Raw genomic sequence first — 19,908 nt, forward strand, 5'->3', positions numbered from 1 at the left:
CCTTGCCCCGGCCGCAGGCGCACTCTTTTCAACGAGGAACATCGTGACCATGAGCAAAATTCCCGATCTGGCAGCGATCGAGGCGATGGACGCCGCGGATTCGCTGCGTGCCATGCGCGATCGCTTCGTCTTGCCGGAAGGGGTGATCTACCTCGACGGCAATTCGTTGGGTGCTGCTTCTCCCGCCGTCTTCGAGGAACTGAACAAGGCCGCGACACAGGAATGGGCGCAGGATCTCATCCGTGCCTGGAACACCGCCGGCTGGTTCGACATGCCGGTCGAACTCGGCGACCAGCTCGGGCGGCTGATTGGCGCCGCGACCGGCCAGACGGTGGTCTGCGATACCACCTCGATCAACATCTACAAGGTGCTGCATGCCGCACTCGGCATGCGGCCGCACCGGTCGGTGATCGTCGCCGAGGGCGACAGCTTTCCGACCGATCTCTACATGGCGGAAGGCGTGGCCTCGACACGGCCGGGCACGGTGCTGCGGCTGGAAGGTGTCGATGCGCCTGATATCGAAGACCTGATCGACGAGCATGTCGCCGTCATCCTGGTCAATCACGTCAACTACAAGTCCGGCCAGTTGCGCGACATGGCAGCGCTGACGTGCAAGGCCCATCAGGTCGGCGCGCTCATCGTATGGGATCTCTGCCACACGGCAGGTGCCTTGCCGGTCGAACTCGACGGCGCGAATGCCGATTTCGCCATCGGCTGCACCTACAAATATCTCAATGGCGGTCCGGGCTCGCCGGCCTTCATCTACGCAGCCAAACGGCACCATGGTGATATCAGGCAGCCGCTCAGCGGCTGGTGGGGGCACGCCCGGCCGTTCGCCTTCGAACAGGGCTACGAGGCCGGCACCGGCATCCGCCGGTTCCTGTGCGGCACGCAGCCGGTGCTGTCGATGCGGGCGCTGAAGGGCGCGCTGGACCTGTGGAACGAGGTCGATATGGCGGCGGTGCGCAAGAAGAGCATCGCGCTGACCGATCTGTTCATCCAGCTTGTCGAGGCCGGGTGTGGCGCCTACGGCCTCGAACTCGAAAGCCCGCGCAACGGCAATGCGCGCGGCAGCCAGGTGTCGTTCATCCACCCACATGGCTACCAGGTGATGCGGGCCTTGATCGAGCGCGGCGTCATCGGCGATTTTCGCGCGCCCTCGACCATCCGCTTCGGTTTCACGCCGCTCTATGTCGGCTACAAGGACGTCTGGCAGGCTGTCGAGGTGCTGGAGGATATCCTGCGCACCGGCGCCTGGCAGGACGCGCGCTTCGCGGTCAAGACGGCGGTGACTTAACCCTTGTCGGCGAGCGGCATGGCACGTTCGGGCAAATCCGTGATCAAGTCTACTGCGGAGGCGATGTCACTCATGTGATCTGCGGTGAGCGTCAGCTTGGTCGACCTACCTTGGGCGTCGACAAGAGCATGGATTTTGGTTGTGAGGCCGCCTCGGGAACGACCGAGGCAATGATCTTGCCCCTCTTTTGCCGGGTAGCAGCGGCTTGATCCCCCGCCATTCAAGGTCAGTCAGGTTCATGGTGAGCCCTGAATCAGAATCCGGCGCGATGTGAAGCAGCCGTCGGCAAACGACCTATCTCCGTCGTTCCAAGCTCACTGACGGCTTCCCGAAAGCCGCCGCTCCTGGCACACTCAACTGTCGGCGTAGTCGGGCCGCTTCCTTCCCGTCCGCTTAGAGTCCTATAGAGGCGTAAGCTGCCTTTGATGTAGTGAGCGCAATACTGGAAAGCGGCATCTCCTGCGGACGAGTGCCTTGGCATGCGTAGTGTCTTTATCGAGCCGATGTGGCAGAGCCTCAATGCGAGCGCGTTAACCTCGGCAACAGCACACAAGATGGCTATTGTCCGGTGCCGCTAACAAGGATGCTGATAGCGTCAGAGCGAAGCCGATCCACTTTAGCCAAGCCGGCAGACTGACGTCGACTGTCACTGCTGCTCAGCTCGCATAAAAATTGAACGGAGAATGGGTGCAGGTGAAACAGCAATCAACGCAGCAATATCCGTCGGCAGCAGTCAAGCAACTTAGAAATGCATTGGCAGGTGCGATTTCCGATTTCAGCGCCAACGAGGTGCCGTCCCTCTGCAGTCGTCTTGTGCTACGGGACGGGGATCGAGAGGAGTCATTCAAAAGCAAATTTAAATATGCGGAAAAACGTCTACTCGAGAAATCTGCAGCAGAGTTGATCCCGATCGCCCAGCGACTCCTCGAAGAAGTGGACGCCTATGACTTATCGGAGGCGCTGGCCAAGCTTCAGGAAACCGGACAAGAAAGGGTTTCTGAGCTCACGCGTCGCCGCATCATGGCATTATTCAACAAGGGGTCCTACAGTACCGAGTTCGACGACATCCATTTCATCCGCCGCGTGTGGCCGACGCATCGAATGTCTTCCGTCTTCGAGAATGCCTCGTCGGAACAAACTTTGGATGACGATCTCTTCAATGCACTTGTCAGGAACAACGACTGGGACAACCGGGAGACGTTGGAAGCGATTGGCTATCTGACCTGCTCGCAAAGGCAGCTCTTCCGATTTTTGGAAGAGGTCACCAGCCCCCTGACACAATCACCCAATGCCCAGACCGAACTCGCCACAGCGATCAATAAACACCTTCGCCACGACGGCTATCGCCTGTTCATTGCTCGGCGGCTGTCAGGAAGCCCGGTATACGAGGTGCAGCCCGCCGCTCTCGGCAGCCCGTCAGACGATGGGATATCGCAGGCGTTGGTCGACTTCGAGCCTGACACGGTGGCCGCGCGGTGGACACAGGCTCTCGATCGTAGAGACACCGATCCTCAGGGCGCGATCACGCTGGCGAGGACCTTGCTCGAGGACGTTTGCAAGTGGATCATCGTCGAAGCGGGGAAGACATATGAGGAAAAGGACGACCTGCCCGTGCTGTATCGGAAACTAGCCAAGATATTGAATCTGGCTCCTGATGCCCACACGGAACCTGTGTTTAAGCAGATTCTCGGAAGCTGCCAATCGGTGGTCGAATCCTTGGGATCGCTGCGCAACAAGATTGGTGACGCGCACAGTCCAGGTCCGAAAAGGGTAAAGCCCGCCGCTCGCCATGCGCAGCTAGCCGTCAATCTGTCCGGCACGATGGCGACATTTCTAGTTTCGACATGGGCGGCAAAGGCAGGTAGTCCCTAGCTCGCCGCCCATTTCTTCAGCTCATGGACCGCGGTTGCGATTTGTCGGCCTTCGTTCGGCCCACCCTTATGGATGATGCCGACGACATTCCCGCCGGCACCCAGTATCGGACCCCCTGACATGCCCTGACTGAGTTCTTGGGATACCTCGACTCGATCGATCGCGCTCTTCCGAGGCAGAGACGTCACTGTTCCAATCCGAATGTTGAGACGGTCCCCGGGCCCGTATCCAGGATAGCCGTAAGCCGTGACGTCATCACCAACATCTGCTGCGACCGTCGCCGCTTCCATCTCGAAGAACTCATTCGGATGTATGGCGTGGTCAAGGATCGCTAGGTCGTGATGTTCGGATCGCTTGCGGACCGATACCCTCTTTTGGTTGGACGGCGTGCTCGGATGATAGACGAGCAGATCTTCAGGATCCTCCACGCAATGTGCTGCCGTGATGAGCCCAACACCACTCAGAAAAAAGGCGGTACCCTGCTCTCCTCCATTCCCAGAATGTTCGACGATCCAAACCGACCGATCCCGTTGCTCGCTCTCGGTTGGTGTGATCTTCACAGGATGATCCGCGAAGCTCCGATTGTAGCGTAAAGCCAACGACCGAACGACTGGGTCCGCCAGCCCCTTCAAATGGACGACGTATGCGATTTTTCCGCGAATGTGAGACCCGATATCTCCTTTGCCGCCTTTAGCAGAATGCCTTGCTTGGGAGGCTTTCAGCCCATGTTTCTCTATCGAGTTAAGCTTTGCTCGGATGTCGCGGACGTAACGGCGATCAACATTCAGCCCAGAATTGATCTTCACGCCGGTCACGATACGCCGTGAGTTTCGGTCGGCGTAGTGAACCTTGTGCGGATTGACCGTGAAGCCGTTGCTTTGAATGGCCGCACGCAAGGCGGCCGAGAGCAAGTCGGGGGAGAACCTTCCGACCGCTGGCGGTCCGGCTTCGAAAAGGGGAGCAGGAGGCTGATAACCTGAGAAAGTGATATCGTCCGCGTACCGGGTGTAGATTGCTCTCGCGGTCTTTGCGATACGCAGAAGCTCCGTATCGAGGCGATAGCAGATCATGTTCGACAGCACTGGGCTCGTCGGGGCACCCTGGGGAAGATGGCCGTCATAACATGCCAGTCTCGCCGCGATCTCGGCAACCCGACGATCAAGGCCGACGGACGTCAGCAGGCCAACGATCCGGTTCTCGGTGATCGTCGGAAAGAAGTCCTGGAGGTCAAGGTTCAGTACAAAGCGTCGCGCTCCATGAGCCTCAGCATTTGTTTTGACGGATCGATCGATCACGAAGCCATGAACCGGGTTTCGCACTCGATAAATCTGGTCCAATAGAGGCGCGAGCTTACGCTGCAGAATCTTGAGTCGACGGTCCGGCGCGCAGATCAGACGTGTCTTTCCACGCCCTTTCGCGATCGAGAACTGTCGATACATCTTGCGGCGGTACCACCATATCTTCTTCAGCTCGGGAGGGCTGATTCCTAGATGTGCGAGCAGCGTCGCCTCATCGCTGAACTCGGCAGGGATATCGATGGGATAGAGCTTGCCGAAAATTCGAGCAGCCGACGGCACGGGGCCCCCCTTCCAATCACGCCGCTCACCATAGGTATTCGGCGGGCAAGATGTGTCGAGACGTTTGCTCTTAGGCCGCAGTTGCACAGCCCGTATGCGAAGAGTGACCCCGTCCAGCTTGCTTACCAGCGGCGCCCCTGTTGATCTATGCTTCCTGGCATATGTCCACTGGAAATACCGATACTTTCACCGCCGTCTTCTCTGACGCTGGAAACGCTGCTTTCACCTCCCACGCACCCTTTCGCATGTGCCGCACGCCTCGTGCGCAATCCGAGCGCAACCGCCCGATCCGCCGTGGAGATAACGTCGTCACACTTTTCAGCGGCAAGCTACACCCGCTTCGCGATGCGAAGGCTGATCGTGCCTTCGGCCCCCGTGGGACGTCAGGCATCCATTAGCCTATCGGTGATGACTGCGTTGAGGGTAGAGACAAGAAAACCCGAAGGTCTGAGATCAGGCGCGTTGCCGCCGAAGCTGATTGATCAGGTGAAGGGCAGTTTTCACGGCATAGCCGCGCGAAACCTGCCATTCCCCTTTCCACCCATCTCAGCCGTTCGTGTTTATGGGTTCACGGCCTAGAGCCTGGTGCGGACCTTCCAGAGTTCGGGAAACAATTCGACCTCCAGCATCTTCTTCAGGTAGGAGGCACCCGAGGTGCCGCCAGTGCCGCGCTTCATGCCGATGATGCGCTCGACAGTGGTGACGTGGTTGAAGCGCCAGCGGCGGAAATAGTCCTCGAAGTCGACCAGCTTCTCGGCCAGCTCATAGAACATCCAGTAGCGCTGCGGATCGCGATACACGGTCTGCCAGGCGACCAGGACCTTTTCATTCTCGGTGCGCGTCTCGCGCCAATCGGTGCGCCTGGCGTCAGCGCCGACGTCGAATCCATTGCGTGCCAAAAGCAGCAAGGCCTCGTCGTATAGCGACGGTTCGGCCAGGATCGCCTCCAGCTTTCCGCTGAGGTCCGGCCGGTGCTTGTGCGGGCCGAGCATGGCGAGATTGCGGTTGCCGGCCATGAACTCGATGGCGCGATACTGCCAGGACTGGAAGCCAGAGGATTGGCCGAGCGCGTCGCGGAACTCGGTGTACTCGCTGGGCGTCATCGTGCGCAGCACGTCCCAGGCGTTGTTCAACTGCTCGAAGATGCGCGCGACGCGCGACAGCATCTTGAAGCTCGGTTCGAGCCGATCGGCGCGTATGGAGCGGATCGCGGCGCCGATCTCGTGCAAAGCGAGTTTCATCCAGAGTTCGGAGGTCTGGTGCTGGATGATGAACAGCATCTCATCATGCGCCGACGACAACGGCGCCTGCGCGTCGAGCACTTTTTCCAGGTGCAGATAGTCGCTGTAGGACATCCGCTCCTTGAACGACATCTGCGCGCCTTCGGACGCCGGATCGTAGGGATCGCTCAATTGATTTTCTCCATGCGCAGCCGGAAACGCTGGATCTTGCCGGTCTGCGTCTTGGGCAGGGCGGCGATGAATTTCACCGATCTCGGATATTTATAGGGCGCGATCGTCGCCTTGACGTGGTCCTGCAGGCGCTTGATTGTCGACGCATCCGGCGACACGCCTTGCACCAGCACGATATGCGCTTCGACGATCTGGCCGCGTTCGGCGTCCTCGGCGCCGATCACCGCACATTCGGCGACATCGGGATGCGAAAGCAGCGCCGCCTCGACCTCGGGCCCGGCGATGTTGTAACCGGCGCTGACGATCATGTCGTCGGAGCGCGCGGCGAAATGGAAGAAGCCGTCCGCGTCCTGGGTGAAGGTGTCGCCGGTGAGGTTCCAGCCGTCGCGGACATAGTCTTTCTGCCGGTCATCGGCCATGTAGCGGCAGCCGGTCGGGCCGCGCACGGCCAGCCTGCCGGTCGCGCCGCGCGGCACCTCGCGCATCTCGTCGTCGACGATGCGCGCTTCGTAGCCGCCCACCGGCTTGCCGGTCGACGCCGGCTTCATGTCGTCGAAGCGGTTGGAGATGAAGATATGCAGCATTTCGGTGGCGCCGATGCCGTCGAGGATCGGCTTGCCGGTCTTTTGCGTCCATTCCTCGAAGACCGGCGCGGGCAACGTCTCGCCGGCCGAAACGGCAACGCGCAGCGACGACAGATCGGCACCTTCATCCATGGCCTTCAGCATCGCGCGATAGGCGGTCGGCGCGGTGAAGGAGATGGTCGCCTTGTAGGTCTCGATGATGTGGACCATGTTGGGTGGCGTCGCCTGTTCCAGAAGTGTCGCCGCCGCGCCGAAGCGCAGCGGGAAGATGGCAAGGCCGCCCAGGCCGAAGGTGAAGGCGAGCGGCGGCGAGCCGACAAAGATGTCTTCCGGCGTCACCTGCAGGATCTCGCGGGCATAGGCGTCGGCGATAATCAAGAGGTCGCGGTGGAAATGCATCGTCGCCTTCGGCACGCCTGTGGTGCCCGAAGTGAAGCCGAGCAGCGCGACGTCGTCGCGGCCGGTATCGACGGCGGTGAAAATAACCGGCTTGTCGAGGGCGGCGCGATCAAGTTCGGCATCATGGTTGGCCGTGCCGTCGAAGCCGATCACCTGCTTCAAGAACGCGCTGCCCTTGGCGCAGGCAGTCATCTCGTCCATCAGCCTGGTGTCGCAGAGAGCAACAGTGATTTCCGCCTTGTCGACGATCTTGGCAAGCTCGCCGGCGCGCAGCATCGGCATGGTGTTGACGACAACCGCGCCGACCTTGGTGGCGGCCAGCCAGCAGGCGACCATGGCGGGGTTGTTGGCCGAGCGGATCAGCACCCGGTTTCCGGGCTTCACGCCGTAATTCTCGACCAGCGCATGGGCCAGCCTGTTGGTCCAGTCGGACAGTTCCTTGTAGGTGCGGCGGCGGCCATTGCCGATCAGAGCGGTGTGGTCGCCGAGGCCCTTCTCGACCAACCTGTCCGTCAGCTCGACGCCGGCGTTGAGATGTTCGGGATAGTCGAAGCCGTCGAGCAGGAAGTCCGGCCATTGCTCCGGCGGCGGCAGGTGATCGCGCGTGAACGTGTCGATATGCGCTGAAGGCCCAAGCATGTCGCCGCTATCCCTGTCTGTGCCTGGCCCATGCACGAGGCACCAGGCCGGAGGCGGTGGATCCGAAATTCCTGTCTTTCGCGGGAGGTTTTCGTGCCGCCGGTGCTCGAATGCCGTCCGAAGGGCGAGCATCCTGCAGGTTCGGGTGGCACAGCAGATCTCCCATTGTCGGCTGTTCGTCAGGCAGGATCGCACCAGTCGAAATTTGTTTCAAGCCTAAAATGTTTTGCTCTGGAGCATTGACGCATGGCATGGCGATTGCCATTCCTGGCGCTGGAAACGATGCTGTTTTGAGGGAGGGGCCGATGCTCGAACATCGCATTGCCGATTGGGACGATGCCTACGCCAATGGCGCCAACATCGCCGGTAGCGATCGCTGGCCGGCCGCGTGGGTGGAACCGGCGCAAGCGTTTCGCGACGCGCTTTCGGCCGAGGGGCGAGCACGGCTCGACATCGCCTATGGCGATGGGCGGCGCAATCGGTTCGATCTCTTCCTTCCCAGGGCCACGCCCAGGGGGCTCGTTGTATTCATCCATGGCGGCTACTGGAAGGCGTTCGACAAGAGTTTCTGGTCGCATCTCGCCAACGGCGCGGTCGGCAACGGCTTTGCCGTGGCGATGCCGTCCTACACGCTCTGTCCTGAAACCCGGATCGCCGGCATCGTCGCCGAGATCGGCGCGGCGATCAGCAAAGCGGCAGGGATGGTCGAAGGACCGCTGATGCTGACGGGACATTCGGCCGGTGGACATCTTGCCAGCCGGATGGTGACGACAACGACGCCTTTGGCGGCCGCTGTAGCGCGGCGCGTGCGCCATGTCGTTTCGATTTCAGGCGTCCATGACCTGCGTCCGATCATGCGCACCGAGATGAACGCGACGCTGGCGATCGACGAGCGGGAGGCGCAGGCCGAGAGCCCGGCCCTGCTGCGCCCCATGGACGGCGCCCGCGTCACCTGCTGGGTCGGTGGCGGCGAGCGCTCCGAATTCCTGCGCCAGAATGCGTTGCTCGCCAACATCTGGACCGGCCTTGGCGCCGCGGCGAGCGCCGTGGTCGAACCCGACAGGCATCATTTCAGCATTGTCGACGGCCTTGCCGATCCGACCCATCCGCTGACACGGACCTTGATCTCGGAGTAGCGCCGAGTCTCATTTTCCGTCTTGTTATTAAAGGTTTGCTGGAAAGTGCTTCAGCGCAGCATCAGTACGCGGCACACTTCACCCGCGGCGGCTGCCGGGGCAAACGGCTCCCGCACGATCAGCCCGTTGGCATCGGCCAGCATTTTCAGCATCGAGGAATCCTGGATGCTGAACGGCGTCGCCACCAGCGCGCCATCGCTTTCCCTGACGACTGCCCGCACATAATCCTGGCGAAGATCATTGGCCGGCATTGCCGTGCCCAGCCGCGCCGGACGGATGTCCGGGCGGTGGTCGCGGCCGCCAAGCCGCGCCAGAAGCGGTTTGAGAAACAGCTGCGAGCAGACCAGGCTCGCAACCGGATTTCCGGGCAGGCCGACGCACCTGATATCGCCGAGGCGTCCGAACATCAGCGGCTTGCCGGGACGCATGGCGATCTTCCAGAAGCCGAGCTGCATGCCTTCGCCGGTCAGCACGTCGTGGATCAGGTCGTGATCGCCGACCGAGGCGCCTCCAAGCGTGACGATGACGTCGGCGCCAGCCGTCACCGCTTTTTTCACCAGCGCGGCGATTGCCTCCTTGCGGTCGGCGGCAATGCCGAGATCCAGCGCGCGCGCGCCGACCGATTGTGCCGTGGCGGCGACGCCATAGGCATTGGACGAGATGATCTGGTCCGGCCCGAGTTCGCTGCCGGGTGGCAAGAGTTCGTCGCCGGTAGCGATGATGGCGACCAGCGGCCGCTTCACCACGTTGACGCGCGGGTGATTGGCCGATGCCGCCAGCGAAAGAGCCGCGGGATCGAGCAAGCGGCCTTTTTTCAGCAGGACGTCGCCTGTCGAGAAGTCGAGCCCGCTGCAGCGGATGTTGCGCCCTTGGGCGGTGGGCGCGATCACTTCGATATCGCCGCCGCCGAGGTCCCTGACATTTTCCTGGATGACGATGGTGTCGGCGCCGTCAGGCAGCGGTGCGCCGGTGAAAATGCGCACGGCCTGCGCTTTGCCGACCGTTCCGCCGAAGCCACGTCCGGCCGGCGCCATGCCGATCACCGACAGCCTGGACGGTACCGATGCTATATCGGCGGCACGGGCCGCATAACCGTCCATGGCCGACGCGTTGAAAGGCGGTTGGGTGCGCAGCGCCACGACCGGTTCGGCAAGCACGCGATCCACGGCCTCGAAGAGAGGAACGCTCTCGCCGGCGAGCGGTGCCGCGCCCTCCAGCAGGCGTTCGAGCGCTTCTGCGACCGGAAGCAGCGCCATCAGGCACCAGCCCCATCTTCGCCAGCGGCTTTGTAGTCGCCCGACTTGCCGCCGGTCTTTTCGACCAGCCGGATGCCGGAGATGGTCATGGCGCGATCGACGGCCTTGGCCATATCGTAGATGGTCAGGCAGGCGACCGAGGCGGCGGTCAGCGCTTCCATCTCGACGCCGGTCTTGCCGGTGACCCGCGCCAGCGCGGTGACCTTCAGCCCAGGCAGCGAATGGTCCGGCTCGATATCGACGGAAACCTTGGTCAGCAGCAGCGGGTGGCATAGCGGGATCAGCTCATGCGTCTTCTTCGCCGCCATGATGCCGGCAATGCGTGCCGTGCCCAGCACATCGCCCTTCTTCGCATTGCCCGCGAGGATCGTCTTCAGCGTGCCGGGTTGCATCGAGACGAACCCCTCGGCGACCGCCGTGCGCGTCGTCTCCGCCTTGTCGCCGACGTCGACCATATTGGCCTCGCCCTGCGCGCCGAGATGGGTGAGAGCCGCCGCCATCGTCAGACCGCCATGGAGCGACGTGCGTCCATTCGGACGTACAAAGTACGCTCTATCATTTTGAATCTATGCATCGTGCTCTCCGAAAATCGATTCCGATTTTCGGGCCGATGCATCCGCCTTGCCCGTCAGAAGCAGGCGCGTCGCAGCGGCGACATCCTGTTGCCGCATCAGGCTCTCGCCGACGAGGAAGGTGGCGATGCCGGTCTTCTGCATCCTGAGACAATCGTCATGGGTGAAAATACCGCTCTCGCTGACCAGCAGATGGCCGCCCGGCACCATGGGCGCCAGCCGCTCCGAAGTTTCAAGGCTGGTTTCGAACGTTCTCAAATTGCGGTTGTTGATGCCGATCAGTTGCGACGACAGCCTTAGAGCGCGCTCCGTCTCGGCCTCGTCATGTACCTCGATCAGCGCATCCATGCCGAGGTCGAATGCCGTCGCTTCAAGCTCGCTCGCCAAGGCGTCGTCGACGCTGGCCATGATGATCAGGATGGCGTCCGCGCCCCAGGCGCGAGCTTCATGGACCTGATACGGGTCGAACAGGAAATCCTTGCGCAAAGCGGGCAGGGCGACGGCTGCTCTTGCCGCGGTGAGAAATTCCGGCGCACCCTGGAAGGACGGCGCATCGGTCAATACCGAGAGACAGGCGGCGCCGCCTTTTTCGTAGGCCCGCGCCAATGCCGGCGGATCGAAATCGGCACGGATCAGCCCTTTGGAGGGGCTCGCCTTCTTGATTTCGGCGATCAGGGCGAAGCCGCCCGATCCGTGCTTCGCCTCGAGTGCCGCCAGAAAGCCGCGTGGCGCATCGGCGTCCTTCGCCCGCGCCTTGATCTCGGCCAACGGCACGCGTGCCTTGGCCGCGGCGATCTCATCGCGCTTGTAGGCTTCGATCTTGCGAAGAATGTCAGACACGGTTCTATCCGTTCGAAATCTCGATCAGCCTGTCGAGCACTTGCAGCGCCCGGCCGCTGTCGATGGCTTGCCTGGCGACCGCGATCCCGTCGCCAAGCGTCGTCACCTTGCCAGCCACGACCAGTCCGGCGCCCGCATTCATCAGGACGGTGTCGCGATAGGCGCCGGCGGCACCGCCCAGCATATCGCGCAATGCCTTGGCGTTATAGGCGGCGTCGCCGCCGCGCAGCTCATCCTTGGTGTGCCGTGCAAGCCCGACCGCTTCAGGCGTCAGCGTGAAGCTGCGGATTTCGCCACCGATCAGTTCGGCGACATGCGTCTCGCCGGTGGTTGTAATCTCGTCATAGCCGTCGCCATGGGCAACCCAGGCGTGCTCGGTGCCGAGCGCCTTCAGCGTCTCTGCCACCGGCAGGACCCATTCGGGCAGGAACACGCCGACCATCTGCCGCCGCACACCAGCCGGATTGGAAAGGGGGCCAAGCAGATTGAAGATGGTGCGGGTGCCGAGCTCGACGCGGGTCGGGCCGACATGTTTCATCGCCGGATGATGCGCGGGCGCGAACATGAAGCCGACGCCCGCCTCGTGGATACACCGGCTAATGAACTCCGGCGCCAGGTCGATCTTGACCCCGAGCGCGGTAAGGACATCGGCGGCACCGGTCAGCGAGGACAGGCCGCGATTGCCGTGCTTGGCGACCGGAACGCCGCTGGCGGCGATGACGAACGCCGACGCCGTCGAAATGTTGACACTGTGGGAATTGTCGCCGCCCGTGCCGACGATATCGATGGCGCCGGTGGGCGCGTCGACACGCAGCATCTTGGCGCGCATGGTGGCGACGGCGCCCGAAATCTCGCTAACGGTCTCGCCACGCACGCGCAGTGCCATCAGGAAGCCGCCGATCTGCCCGGGGGTCGCGTCGCCCGACATGATGATGTCGAAGGCCTCGCGCGCTTCCTCGAAGGAAAGGGCGGTGCCCGTCGCGACCTTGGCGATATGGGCTTTCAGGGCGCTCATCTTGTCGAGGCTTGGGCGACGGCGGCCTGGTCGACGCGGACGTCATACTGCGTCTGCAGCTGCGCCACCAACTGGTCGAGCAAGTCGTCCGACATGCCGGAGGTGAACGATTTCTGCGCGTCTTCCGGAACCGAGCTGGCGTCGGCGCCTGCGGGCTCGAACACTTCGGCGACCTTGAACAGGATCTGTCCATCGCCGGTAGGCGAGGGGATCAAACCTGTGCCGCCTTCGCCGACACCGAACATCACCGCGGCGCCCTCCTTGCCGAAATCGGCGTCGTCGGCTTCGCGCTTCAGGCCGCGCTTGGTCTGCTTTTCCAGCTTGAGCTCACCCGCGATAACATCGAGCGTGGCGCCGGCCTTGAGCCGCTTTTCGAGTTCGCTCGCCTTGGCTTGCAGACGCTTGGTCGTCTCCGCCGCCGTCCAGTCGGCGACGACTTTCTGACGAACCTCGTCCAGCGTGCGGTCGCGGGCTGGCGTGACCGAAGCCACTTCGTAGAAAACGAAGCCATTGTCCGCCGTGGTCAAAGCGTCGTTCTCGGTGTTCGGCTCTGCCTCGAAGACGGCCTTGATCAGCTCCGGCGATTCCGGCAGGTCCTTGACGATCGAGCCATCGGGCCTGAGGCCGCTGCGATCGATAGCGTCGACCGTGACGTCCTTCAACTTCAGCTTGGCAGCCGCGTCGGCCAGCGAACTGCCGGAGGCGCGGGTGTCCTCATAATTGTCATGCACGTCCAGAAGAATGCGGCTCGCCTCACCCAGCGCCAAATCCTTGCGGATCTGGTCGGAGACTTCGGCCAGCGGCTTCACCACCTCGGGCTTGATCTCTGTGACACGAAGGAGCACCGGGCCAAAGGCGCCCTGGACGACTGGGCTGACTTCATTGACATTGAGTTTGAAGGCCGCGTCGGCCACGGCTTTGTCGGCGATCTTGTCCTTGGCGAGCGTGCCGAGCAGCGTATCGGCCGGCGTCTTGCCTTCGGCCGCGACGAGCTTGTCGAAAGTCGCACCGGCCTTGAGTGAATCGAACGCGGCCTTGGCGGCATCCGGCGTCTTGAATACGAGCTGCTCGATGGTGCGCATCTCGGGCGTGGTGTAGCGCGCCTTGTTCTTGTTGTAGTCATCGCTGACTTGGCTGTCGGTGACCGCGGTCGTATCCATGATGTCCACCGGTTCGAGACGGACATAGGAGAATTTGCGGTATTCGGGCGCGGCGTAGGTTTTCTTGTTGGCCTCGAAATAGGCAGACAGCACGCTGTCGCTCGGCGCCTCGATCGGCTCGACCAGCGTCTTCGGCAATGTCAGATAGTCGACGGTGCGATCTTCGCCGCGATAGAGCGCGACTGCCTTGAAGAAAGTGTCCGGCGCCTTGAGGCCGTCCGAGACCGCCTCGACGATCTGCTGGCGCACCGCCACCTGGGCACGATTCCTCAGATAATCCTCAGGCCGCATGCCGGCCTGCTGCAGCATATAATCGAAAGTTCGCCTGTCGAACTGGCCGCCCGGGCCTTTGAAAGCCGGGTCTTCGCGTGTCAGCTCCGCCAGCCGGTCCTTGGACAGGCCAAGACCCAGCTTGCGCGCTTGCTCGTCGAGGACCGCACCGGAAACGAGCTGCGCCAGCACCTGGCTGTCGATACCGAGCGACTTCGCCTGTTCATGGGTCAAGCGTTGCCCGAACTGCTGCGACATGACGGCGAGCTGGCGATCATAGGCGAGGCGATATTCCTTGATCGAAACCTTGGTGCCGCCCGCTATTATTACCGAATCATGGCCGGCAAGACCGCCCATCAGGCGCCCGGAGACGCCCCACACCAGGAAGCTGAGCACCAGCAGCACCAATAGACCCTTCGCGACCCAGGTGCCCGCCGCGCTTCTCAACATACCAAGCATCGTTACTTCCGATTTATGCGCATTTGCGGATGCGCCGAGTCTGAAACAAGCGCAATAGCGCCCTTCCGGCCCACTGTCGATTGCTTTGTCGCCTGATTTTGGTAGTGAGGCTTGAGCCGAATATAGCCCGGAGAAGCAAACCCATGACGCCAGGAATTCGCCCGCTCGTCGCAGGCAACTGGAAAATGAACGGCACCAGCGCCTCGCTCAATGAACTCAGGATGATCGGCAACGGCTTCATGAGCGGGCTCGACGCCGAGACCGAGGCGTTGGTCTGCGTTCCGGCCACGCTGCTTTCCCATGCCGCGGAGATTCTGTCGCGCACGCCGGTCCATGCCGGTGGCGAGGATTGCCATGCCAAGGAAAGCGGCGCCTACACCGGCTGCATCTCGGCGGAAATGCTCAGGGATGCCGGCGCGAGCCATGTCATCGTCGGCCATTCCGAGTGCCGCGAACAGCGCGGCGAGGACGATGCGACGGTCCAGGCCAAGGCGTCCGCCGCCTGGCGCGCCGGTCTCGTGGCCATCATTTGCGTCGGCGAGACGCAGCAACAGCGTGAGGCGGGTGCAACGCTCGACGTGTTGTCGCGCCAGGTCGCCGGGTCGGTGCCGGCAAGCGCCACGCCGTCGAACACCATTATTGCCTATGAGCCGGTGTGGGCGATCGGGACCGGTCTGACGCCAACCGCCGCCGACGTGGCGGAAGCACACGCGCATATACGTGAAAAGCTGTCGGAGAAACTCGGCGCCGTCGCCGCAAGGATCCGCATTCTCTATGGCGGCTCGGTCAAGCCGTCCAATGCGGTCGAGTTGCTTGGTGTGCGCAATGTCGACGGCGCGCTGGTCGGCGGCGCCAGCCTGAAAGCAGCTGACTTCCTCGGCATCGCAGAGGCCTACCGCAATATTTCCTGATGAGTTTGTGCGGCGACCGACCGGTCTCCGCACGCCGGAAATTGTTGCAAAGAACGCGTTGCTTCCCATATTCCGGCCACGGGCTTGGAAATGCCGCGAAAGCATTGTATTGAGCCGCCTCCAATTCACCGGTCGTGTCCGCGGCCGGGCAGGGCCTTGCCAGGATAAACAATGCAAACCGTACTGATCGTCATCCATCTCATGGTCGTGCTCGCCCTTGTCGGCGTGGTGCTGCTGCAACGCTCCGAAGGCGGCGGCCTTGGTATTGGTGGCGGATCTGGCTTCATGACGGCGCGTGGTGCCGCCAACGCGTTGACCCGGGCGACAGCGATCCTGGCGGCCGCGTTCTTCGCGACGTCGCTGACGCTGTCGATCATCGCCCGCTACGGCGAGAAGCCGATCGATATTCTCGACCGCGTTCCCACGACGTCGGATAATGCCGGCAAGGGCGTGCTCAACCAATTGCCCGGCACAACGACCCCGGCACCCGCGGGTAACGCGGCGCCATCCGGCAACGGCGCTGCTGGAACGCCGCCTGCGACTGCTCCGTCCACCGCGCCCGCGGGCTCGACGCCGCCGGCAACCAACGGCACGACCAACACCGCGCCAGCGGCACCGCAGGTTCCGAACCAGTAGTCCCACGTTGTCCAGAGGCGTGTCGGTGTTGCGGCCTGCAAACCGCTGATACCGGCGCTAAGCGGACTTAACTGCGCTCCGCACCGGTTCTCGAATCCGCCATCCAGAGCGCCAAGCGGAACCGCTTGGCTGCAAATACTCCGGTTTGGTCGCTTCACGCCGTCTCTGTTCCGGCTCGCCTGGCTGGAATATTAACGCACCTTAACGCGATCTGTTGTCGTTTGATCACAGTCGCGGCAAATGCTGCGCTATCACGAAGATTCGACGGGTGGCGGCACGGTCTCGCGCTTGAGGCGTCCGGGCTTATTCGACTATAGATTGCGCGCGGCATTTCCGGTGTCCTTGGGGGACGCCGGGCGACGCCGTGGGCAACAAGCATAGAACGATCGGATCTTCGCCATGCAGCTTCGCAGCTTCATTTTCCTGGGACTTTGCGCCGCATTGGGCCTGAGTTCCCCGGCTTTCGCCGGCGTGCCGGCCAATATGGCCAATCAGTCGGTCGAGAAGACCGACGCCATCAACGTCGCAGCCAAGAGCGATGCGGCGCAGTTGAAGCTTCTCAAGAAGAAGAAAAACCCGACGCCGGACGATCTCTCCCAGATCAAGAAGATCGAGGCCAAGATCATTGCGGACAAGGAAGCGGCCAAGACCAAGGCGCTCGAAGCCAGGAAGCTGGCGATGCGCGAGGCGGCGAAAGCCAGGGCCGATGCCGAACGGCAGGCCTTCCTGGCCAAGAAGGGCAAGAGCGCTCCTGCAACCGAAGTGGCCGAGGCCAAGCCGGCAAAGAAGACCACCAATATCATCGAACCGCTGACGCCGCTGGCGCCGATCCTGTCGGCCGAGCCGATCCCGGCCGAGGCGACGAACGTCGCTCTGAACGGCAACAATGGCGAGCTGCGCAGCGAGGTTATCGGCCAGAAGCAGCCGAGTGGCGGCTTGTTCGCCGGCCTGTTCGGCGGCACTTCGTCCGGGTCGTCGGTAAGCTATCTGCCCGAGACGCGCGCGCTCGACGCAGCGCTTGCCAAGAAAGAAGCCAAGAAGCAGTTCAAAGTGAAGCCGGAATTCGTCCCGCAGGACGTGGAATTCACCGGCTACGACGCGGGCACCATCGTCATCGACACCAATGCCCGGCGGCTTTACCTGGTCGAAAGCTCGTCCACCGCCCGCCGCTATGCCATCGCTGTCGGCCGGGATGGTCTCCAGTTCAAGGGCACGGTCGCGGTTGGCGACAAGCAGGAATGGCCGCGCTGGATCCCCACGCTCGACATGCAGAAGCGCGAGCCCAAGCATTACGGCCAGTACAAGGACGGGATGCCGGGGGGCGGTCAGAACCCGCTCGGCGCGCGCGCCATCTACCTCTATGACGGCAAGAAGGACACGCATCTGCGCATCCACGGCACCATCGCGCCGCAGTCGATCGGAACCAGCGCCTCGAACGGCTGCTTCCGCATGATCAACGAGCACGTCATGGACCTCTACAGCCGCGTAAGGGTAGGCACCAAAGTCGTCATCATCTGACGTTTCGATCATCCTGCCGAAAGGGCCGGCTCAGCCGGCCCTTTTGTTTTGCCTTGTCCATCACTTCGGCGCCTTCTTGGGAAAAAGCCTTCGCGGCGGTTTTTTCTCTGGCGGAATCAATCAGGCCGCGTTAAGCGATGACTCCCATGGCGCGATATGTATTCATCACAGGCGGCGTGGTTTCCTCACTTGGAAAAGGCATAGCCGCAGCGGCCCTTGGGGCTCTCCTGCAGGCGCGAGGCTATCGCGCACGCATCAAAAAGCTCGACCCCTATCTCAATGTCGATCCCGGCACGATGTCGCCGTACCAGCACGGCGAGGTGTTCGTCACCGATGACGGCGCCGAGACCGATCTCGATCTTGGCCATTACGAGCGCTTCACCGGCCGCTCGGCCAACCAGCAGGACAACATCACCACCGGCCGCATCTACAAGAACATCATCGAACGCGAGCGGCGCGGCGACTACCTCGGCGCGACAGTGCAGGTCATCCCGCACGTCACCGACGAGATCAAGAATTTCGTCCTCAACGGCAATGACGACTATGATTTCGTACTGTGCGAGATCGGCGGCACGGTCGGCGATATCGAGGCGATGCCGTTCCTCGAGGCAATCCGCCAACTCGGTAACGACCTGCCGCGCAACAATGCCGTCTACGTTCACCTGACTTTGATGCCTTACATACCCACGGCGGGTGAGCTGAAGACCAAGCCAACGCAGCATTCGGTCAAGGAATTGCGCGGCATCGGTATCGCGCCCGACATCCTGCTGGTCCGCGCCGACCGCGCCATTCCCAAGGAAGAGCGCAGAAAGCTGTCGCTGTTCTGCAACGTTCGGGAGAGTGCCGTGATCCAGGCACTCGACGTGCCGCATATCTATGACGTGCCGATGGCCTATCACAAGGAGGGGCTCGATTCGGAGGTGCTCGCCGCCTTCGGCATCGATCCGGCGCCGAAGCCGCGCATGGAGCCCTGGCAGGCGGTGTCGAGCCGCACCCACAATCCGGAAGGCGAGGTGACCATCGCCGTCGTCGGCAAATATACCGGCCTCAAGGATGCCTATAAATCGCTGATCGAGGCGCTCTCGCATGGCGGCCTGGCCAACCACGTCAAGGTGAAGCTCGACTGGATCGAATCGGAGATCTTCGAAAAGGAAGATCCGACGCCCTGGCTGGAAAAAGTGCATGGCATCCTGGTTCCCGGCGGCTTTGGCGAGCGCGGCTCGGAAGGCAAGATCCTGGCGGCGAAATTCGCGCGCGAGCGCAAGGTGCCGTATTTCGGCATCTGCTTCGGCATGCAGATGGCCTGCATCGAGGCTGCGCGTTCGCTAGCCGGCGTCGAGCACGCGTCCTCGACCGAGTTCGGACCGACCGAGGAGCCGGTCGTCGGCCTGATGACCGAATGGCTGAAGGGCAACATGCTGGAGAAGCGTCGTGAGACCGGCGATCTCGGCGGCACGATGCGGCTCGGCGCCTACCAGGCCGATCTCGCCAAGGGCTCCAAGATCGCCGAAATTTATGGCGACACGCAAATTTCCGAGCGTCATCGCCACCGCTACGAGGTCAATGTCGACTACAAGGAGCGGCTTGAGGATTGCGGGCTGGTGTTCGCCGGCATGTCGCCCGACGGCGTGCTGCCTGAAACGGTCGAATACCCCGACCATCCCTGGTTCATCGGCGTGCAGTATCACCCGGAACTGAAGAGCCGGCCGCTCGACCCGCATCCGCTGTTCGCCAGCTTTATCGAGGCGGCGGTGGAGCAGTCGCGCCTGGTGTAGGCACCGCCAAGCGAGGTCGTGCCACATGCAGACCTATGTCGCGCTTCTCTATAGCATCGTCCTCGGCGAAGGGCGCCGGGTGATCATGTCCGATCTCAAGGCGATGGCGGGAGGCCTCGGCCTGCGGAACGTCCGCACGCTGGTGGCGACCGGCAATCTCGTCTTCGAAGCGCCGGCGACGGAAGTCGCCGATCTCGAGCAGCGTCTGGAAGCGGCTTTTGAAAAGACCTTCGGCCGCCATGTCGACATCATCGTGCGCGGCGCGACCGACTGGCTGAGGCTCGCGGCCGGCAATCCGTTCCCGGCCGAATCGATTGCCGCGGCGGATCAGGTGGCGGTGCGGGTGATGCGGCGGCCGGTGCCGGACGAGGCCGTCACGGCACTCGGCTCCTATGTCGGCAAGGATGAAAAGATGCAGGCCGTCGGCGGCGACATCTGGATTGTCTTCTCGCGTGCCAGTTCGCGGCTTCTGGCGGCAACGGGCCACAAGCGGCTGGGCATCGGCACGTCGCGCAACTGGAACACGGTGCGCAAACTGACCGAGATAGTTTGCGCATGAGATCCGGGGCGGCCTTGCACC

Annotated in this window: 16 protein-coding genes; 8 read left to right on the plus strand and 8 right to left on the minus strand. The window is 62.5% G+C overall.

Annotated features, from left to right (window positions below; translation table 11 throughout):
* Positions 1-49: 49 nt before the first annotated feature.
* A complete protein-coding gene (kynU, locus tag NKJ26_RS00885; RefSeq protein WP_352693299.1) occupies positions 50-1,297 on the plus strand; it encodes a kynureninase in 1,248 nt (415 codons plus the stop codon).
* 687 nt (positions 1,298-1,984) lie between these two features.
* Positions 1,985-3,169: an abortive infection family protein gene (locus tag NKJ26_RS00895; RefSeq protein ID WP_352693008.1), complete on the plus strand. Its 1,185-nt coding sequence runs from the start codon at positions 1,985-1,987 to the stop codon at positions 3,167-3,169.
* On the opposite strand, the gene NKJ26_RS00900 is transcribed toward NKJ26_RS00895, so the two are convergent.
* The 3 genes from NKJ26_RS00900 to NKJ26_RS00910 form a co-directional block, all read right to left on the minus strand.
* The gene (locus tag NKJ26_RS00900; RefSeq protein WP_352693010.1) at positions 3,166-4,746 is read right to left on the minus strand and encodes a trypsin-like peptidase domain-containing protein; all 1,581 of its coding nucleotides are present in this window, start codon (positions 4,744-4,746) and stop codon (positions 3,166-3,168) included. The genes NKJ26_RS00895 and NKJ26_RS00900 overlap by 4 nt on opposite strands.
* A gap of 575 nt (positions 4,747-5,321) precedes the next feature.
* Positions 5,322-6,158, minus strand: a complete 837-nt coding sequence (kynA, locus tag NKJ26_RS00905; protein WP_352693011.1) for a tryptophan 2,3-dioxygenase — start codon at positions 6,156-6,158, stop codon at positions 5,322-5,324.
* Complete coding sequence (locus tag NKJ26_RS00910; protein WP_352693012.1) at positions 6,155-7,780, minus strand: AMP-binding protein; 1,626 nt, start codon at positions 7,778-7,780, stop codon at positions 6,155-6,157. The genes kynA and NKJ26_RS00910 overlap by 4 nt, the downstream gene beginning before the upstream one ends.
* A gap of 305 nt (positions 7,781-8,085) precedes the next feature.
* Here NKJ26_RS00910 and NKJ26_RS00915 point away from each other — a divergent pair, with 305 nt between their 5' ends.
* Positions 8,086-8,916, plus strand: coding sequence for a hormone-sensitive lipase (locus NKJ26_RS00915; protein ID WP_352693014.1), 831 nt, complete (start codon positions 8,086-8,088; stop codon positions 8,914-8,916).
* A gap of 50 nt (positions 8,917-8,966) precedes the next feature.
* Here NKJ26_RS00915 and NKJ26_RS00920 read toward each other — a convergent pair whose 3' ends face one another.
* From NKJ26_RS00920 to NKJ26_RS00940, 5 genes are all read right to left on the minus strand, one after another.
* Entirely contained in the window at positions 8,967-10,172 is a 1,206-nt protein-coding gene (locus NKJ26_RS00920) for a molybdopterin molybdotransferase MoeA (protein ID WP_352693015.1), read from the minus strand.
* The gene (gene moaC / locus NKJ26_RS00925) at positions 10,172-10,672 is read right to left on the minus strand and encodes a cyclic pyranopterin monophosphate synthase MoaC (RefSeq protein ID WP_352606340.1); all 501 of its coding nucleotides are present in this window, start codon (positions 10,670-10,672) and stop codon (positions 10,172-10,174) included. Before moaC ends, NKJ26_RS00920 begins: the two co-directional genes overlap by 1 nt.
* A 66-nt stretch (positions 10,673-10,738) precedes the next feature.
* Positions 10,739-11,584, minus strand: coding sequence for an indole-3-glycerol phosphate synthase TrpC (gene trpC / locus NKJ26_RS00930; RefSeq protein WP_352606338.1), 846 nt, complete (start codon positions 11,582-11,584; stop codon positions 10,739-10,741).
* Positions 11,585-11,588: 4 nt separating this feature from the next.
* The gene (trpD, locus tag NKJ26_RS00935; protein ID WP_352693017.1) at positions 11,589-12,599 is read right to left on the minus strand and encodes an anthranilate phosphoribosyltransferase; all 1,011 of its coding nucleotides are present in this window, start codon (positions 12,597-12,599) and stop codon (positions 11,589-11,591) included.
* The gene (locus NKJ26_RS00940) at positions 12,596-14,488 is read right to left on the minus strand and encodes a SurA N-terminal domain-containing protein (protein WP_352606334.1); all 1,893 of its coding nucleotides are present in this window, start codon (positions 14,486-14,488) and stop codon (positions 12,596-12,598) included. Before NKJ26_RS00940 ends, trpD begins: the two co-directional genes overlap by 4 nt.
* A 143-nt stretch (positions 14,489-14,631) precedes the next feature.
* Here NKJ26_RS00940 and tpiA point away from each other — a divergent pair, with 143 nt between their 5' ends.
* From tpiA to NKJ26_RS00965, 5 genes are all read left to right on the plus strand, one after another.
* Entirely contained in the window at positions 14,632-15,399 is a 768-nt protein-coding gene (gene tpiA / locus NKJ26_RS00945; protein ID WP_352606332.1) for a triose-phosphate isomerase, read from the plus strand.
* Positions 15,400-15,570: 171 nt separating this feature from the next.
* Positions 15,571-16,035: a preprotein translocase subunit SecG gene (gene secG / locus NKJ26_RS00950; protein WP_352693019.1), complete on the plus strand. Its 465-nt coding sequence runs from the start codon at positions 15,571-15,573 to the stop codon at positions 16,033-16,035.
* 399 nt (positions 16,036-16,434) lie between these two features.
* Entirely contained in the window at positions 16,435-17,553 is a 1,119-nt protein-coding gene (locus NKJ26_RS00955) for a L,D-transpeptidase family protein (RefSeq protein ID WP_352693020.1), read from the plus strand.
* A 137-nt stretch (positions 17,554-17,690) separates the two neighbouring features.
* Positions 17,691-19,328 carry a CTP synthase gene (gene pyrG / locus NKJ26_RS00960; RefSeq protein ID WP_352693021.1) on the plus strand — a complete coding sequence of 546 codons (1,638 nt, stop codon included), beginning with the start codon at positions 17,691-17,693 and terminating at the stop codon, positions 19,326-19,328.
* Between the two features lie 25 nt (positions 19,329-19,353).
* Positions 19,354-19,887: a DUF1697 domain-containing protein gene (locus tag NKJ26_RS00965; RefSeq protein WP_352693022.1), complete on the plus strand. Its 534-nt coding sequence runs from the start codon at positions 19,354-19,356 to the stop codon at positions 19,885-19,887.
* The last annotated feature ends 21 nt before the right edge of the window (positions 19,888-19,908 follow it).

This window comes from Mesorhizobium sp. M0152, from assembly GCF_040322415.1.
Taxonomy (GTDB): Bacteria; Pseudomonadota; Alphaproteobacteria; order Rhizobiales; family Rhizobiaceae; genus Mesorhizobium.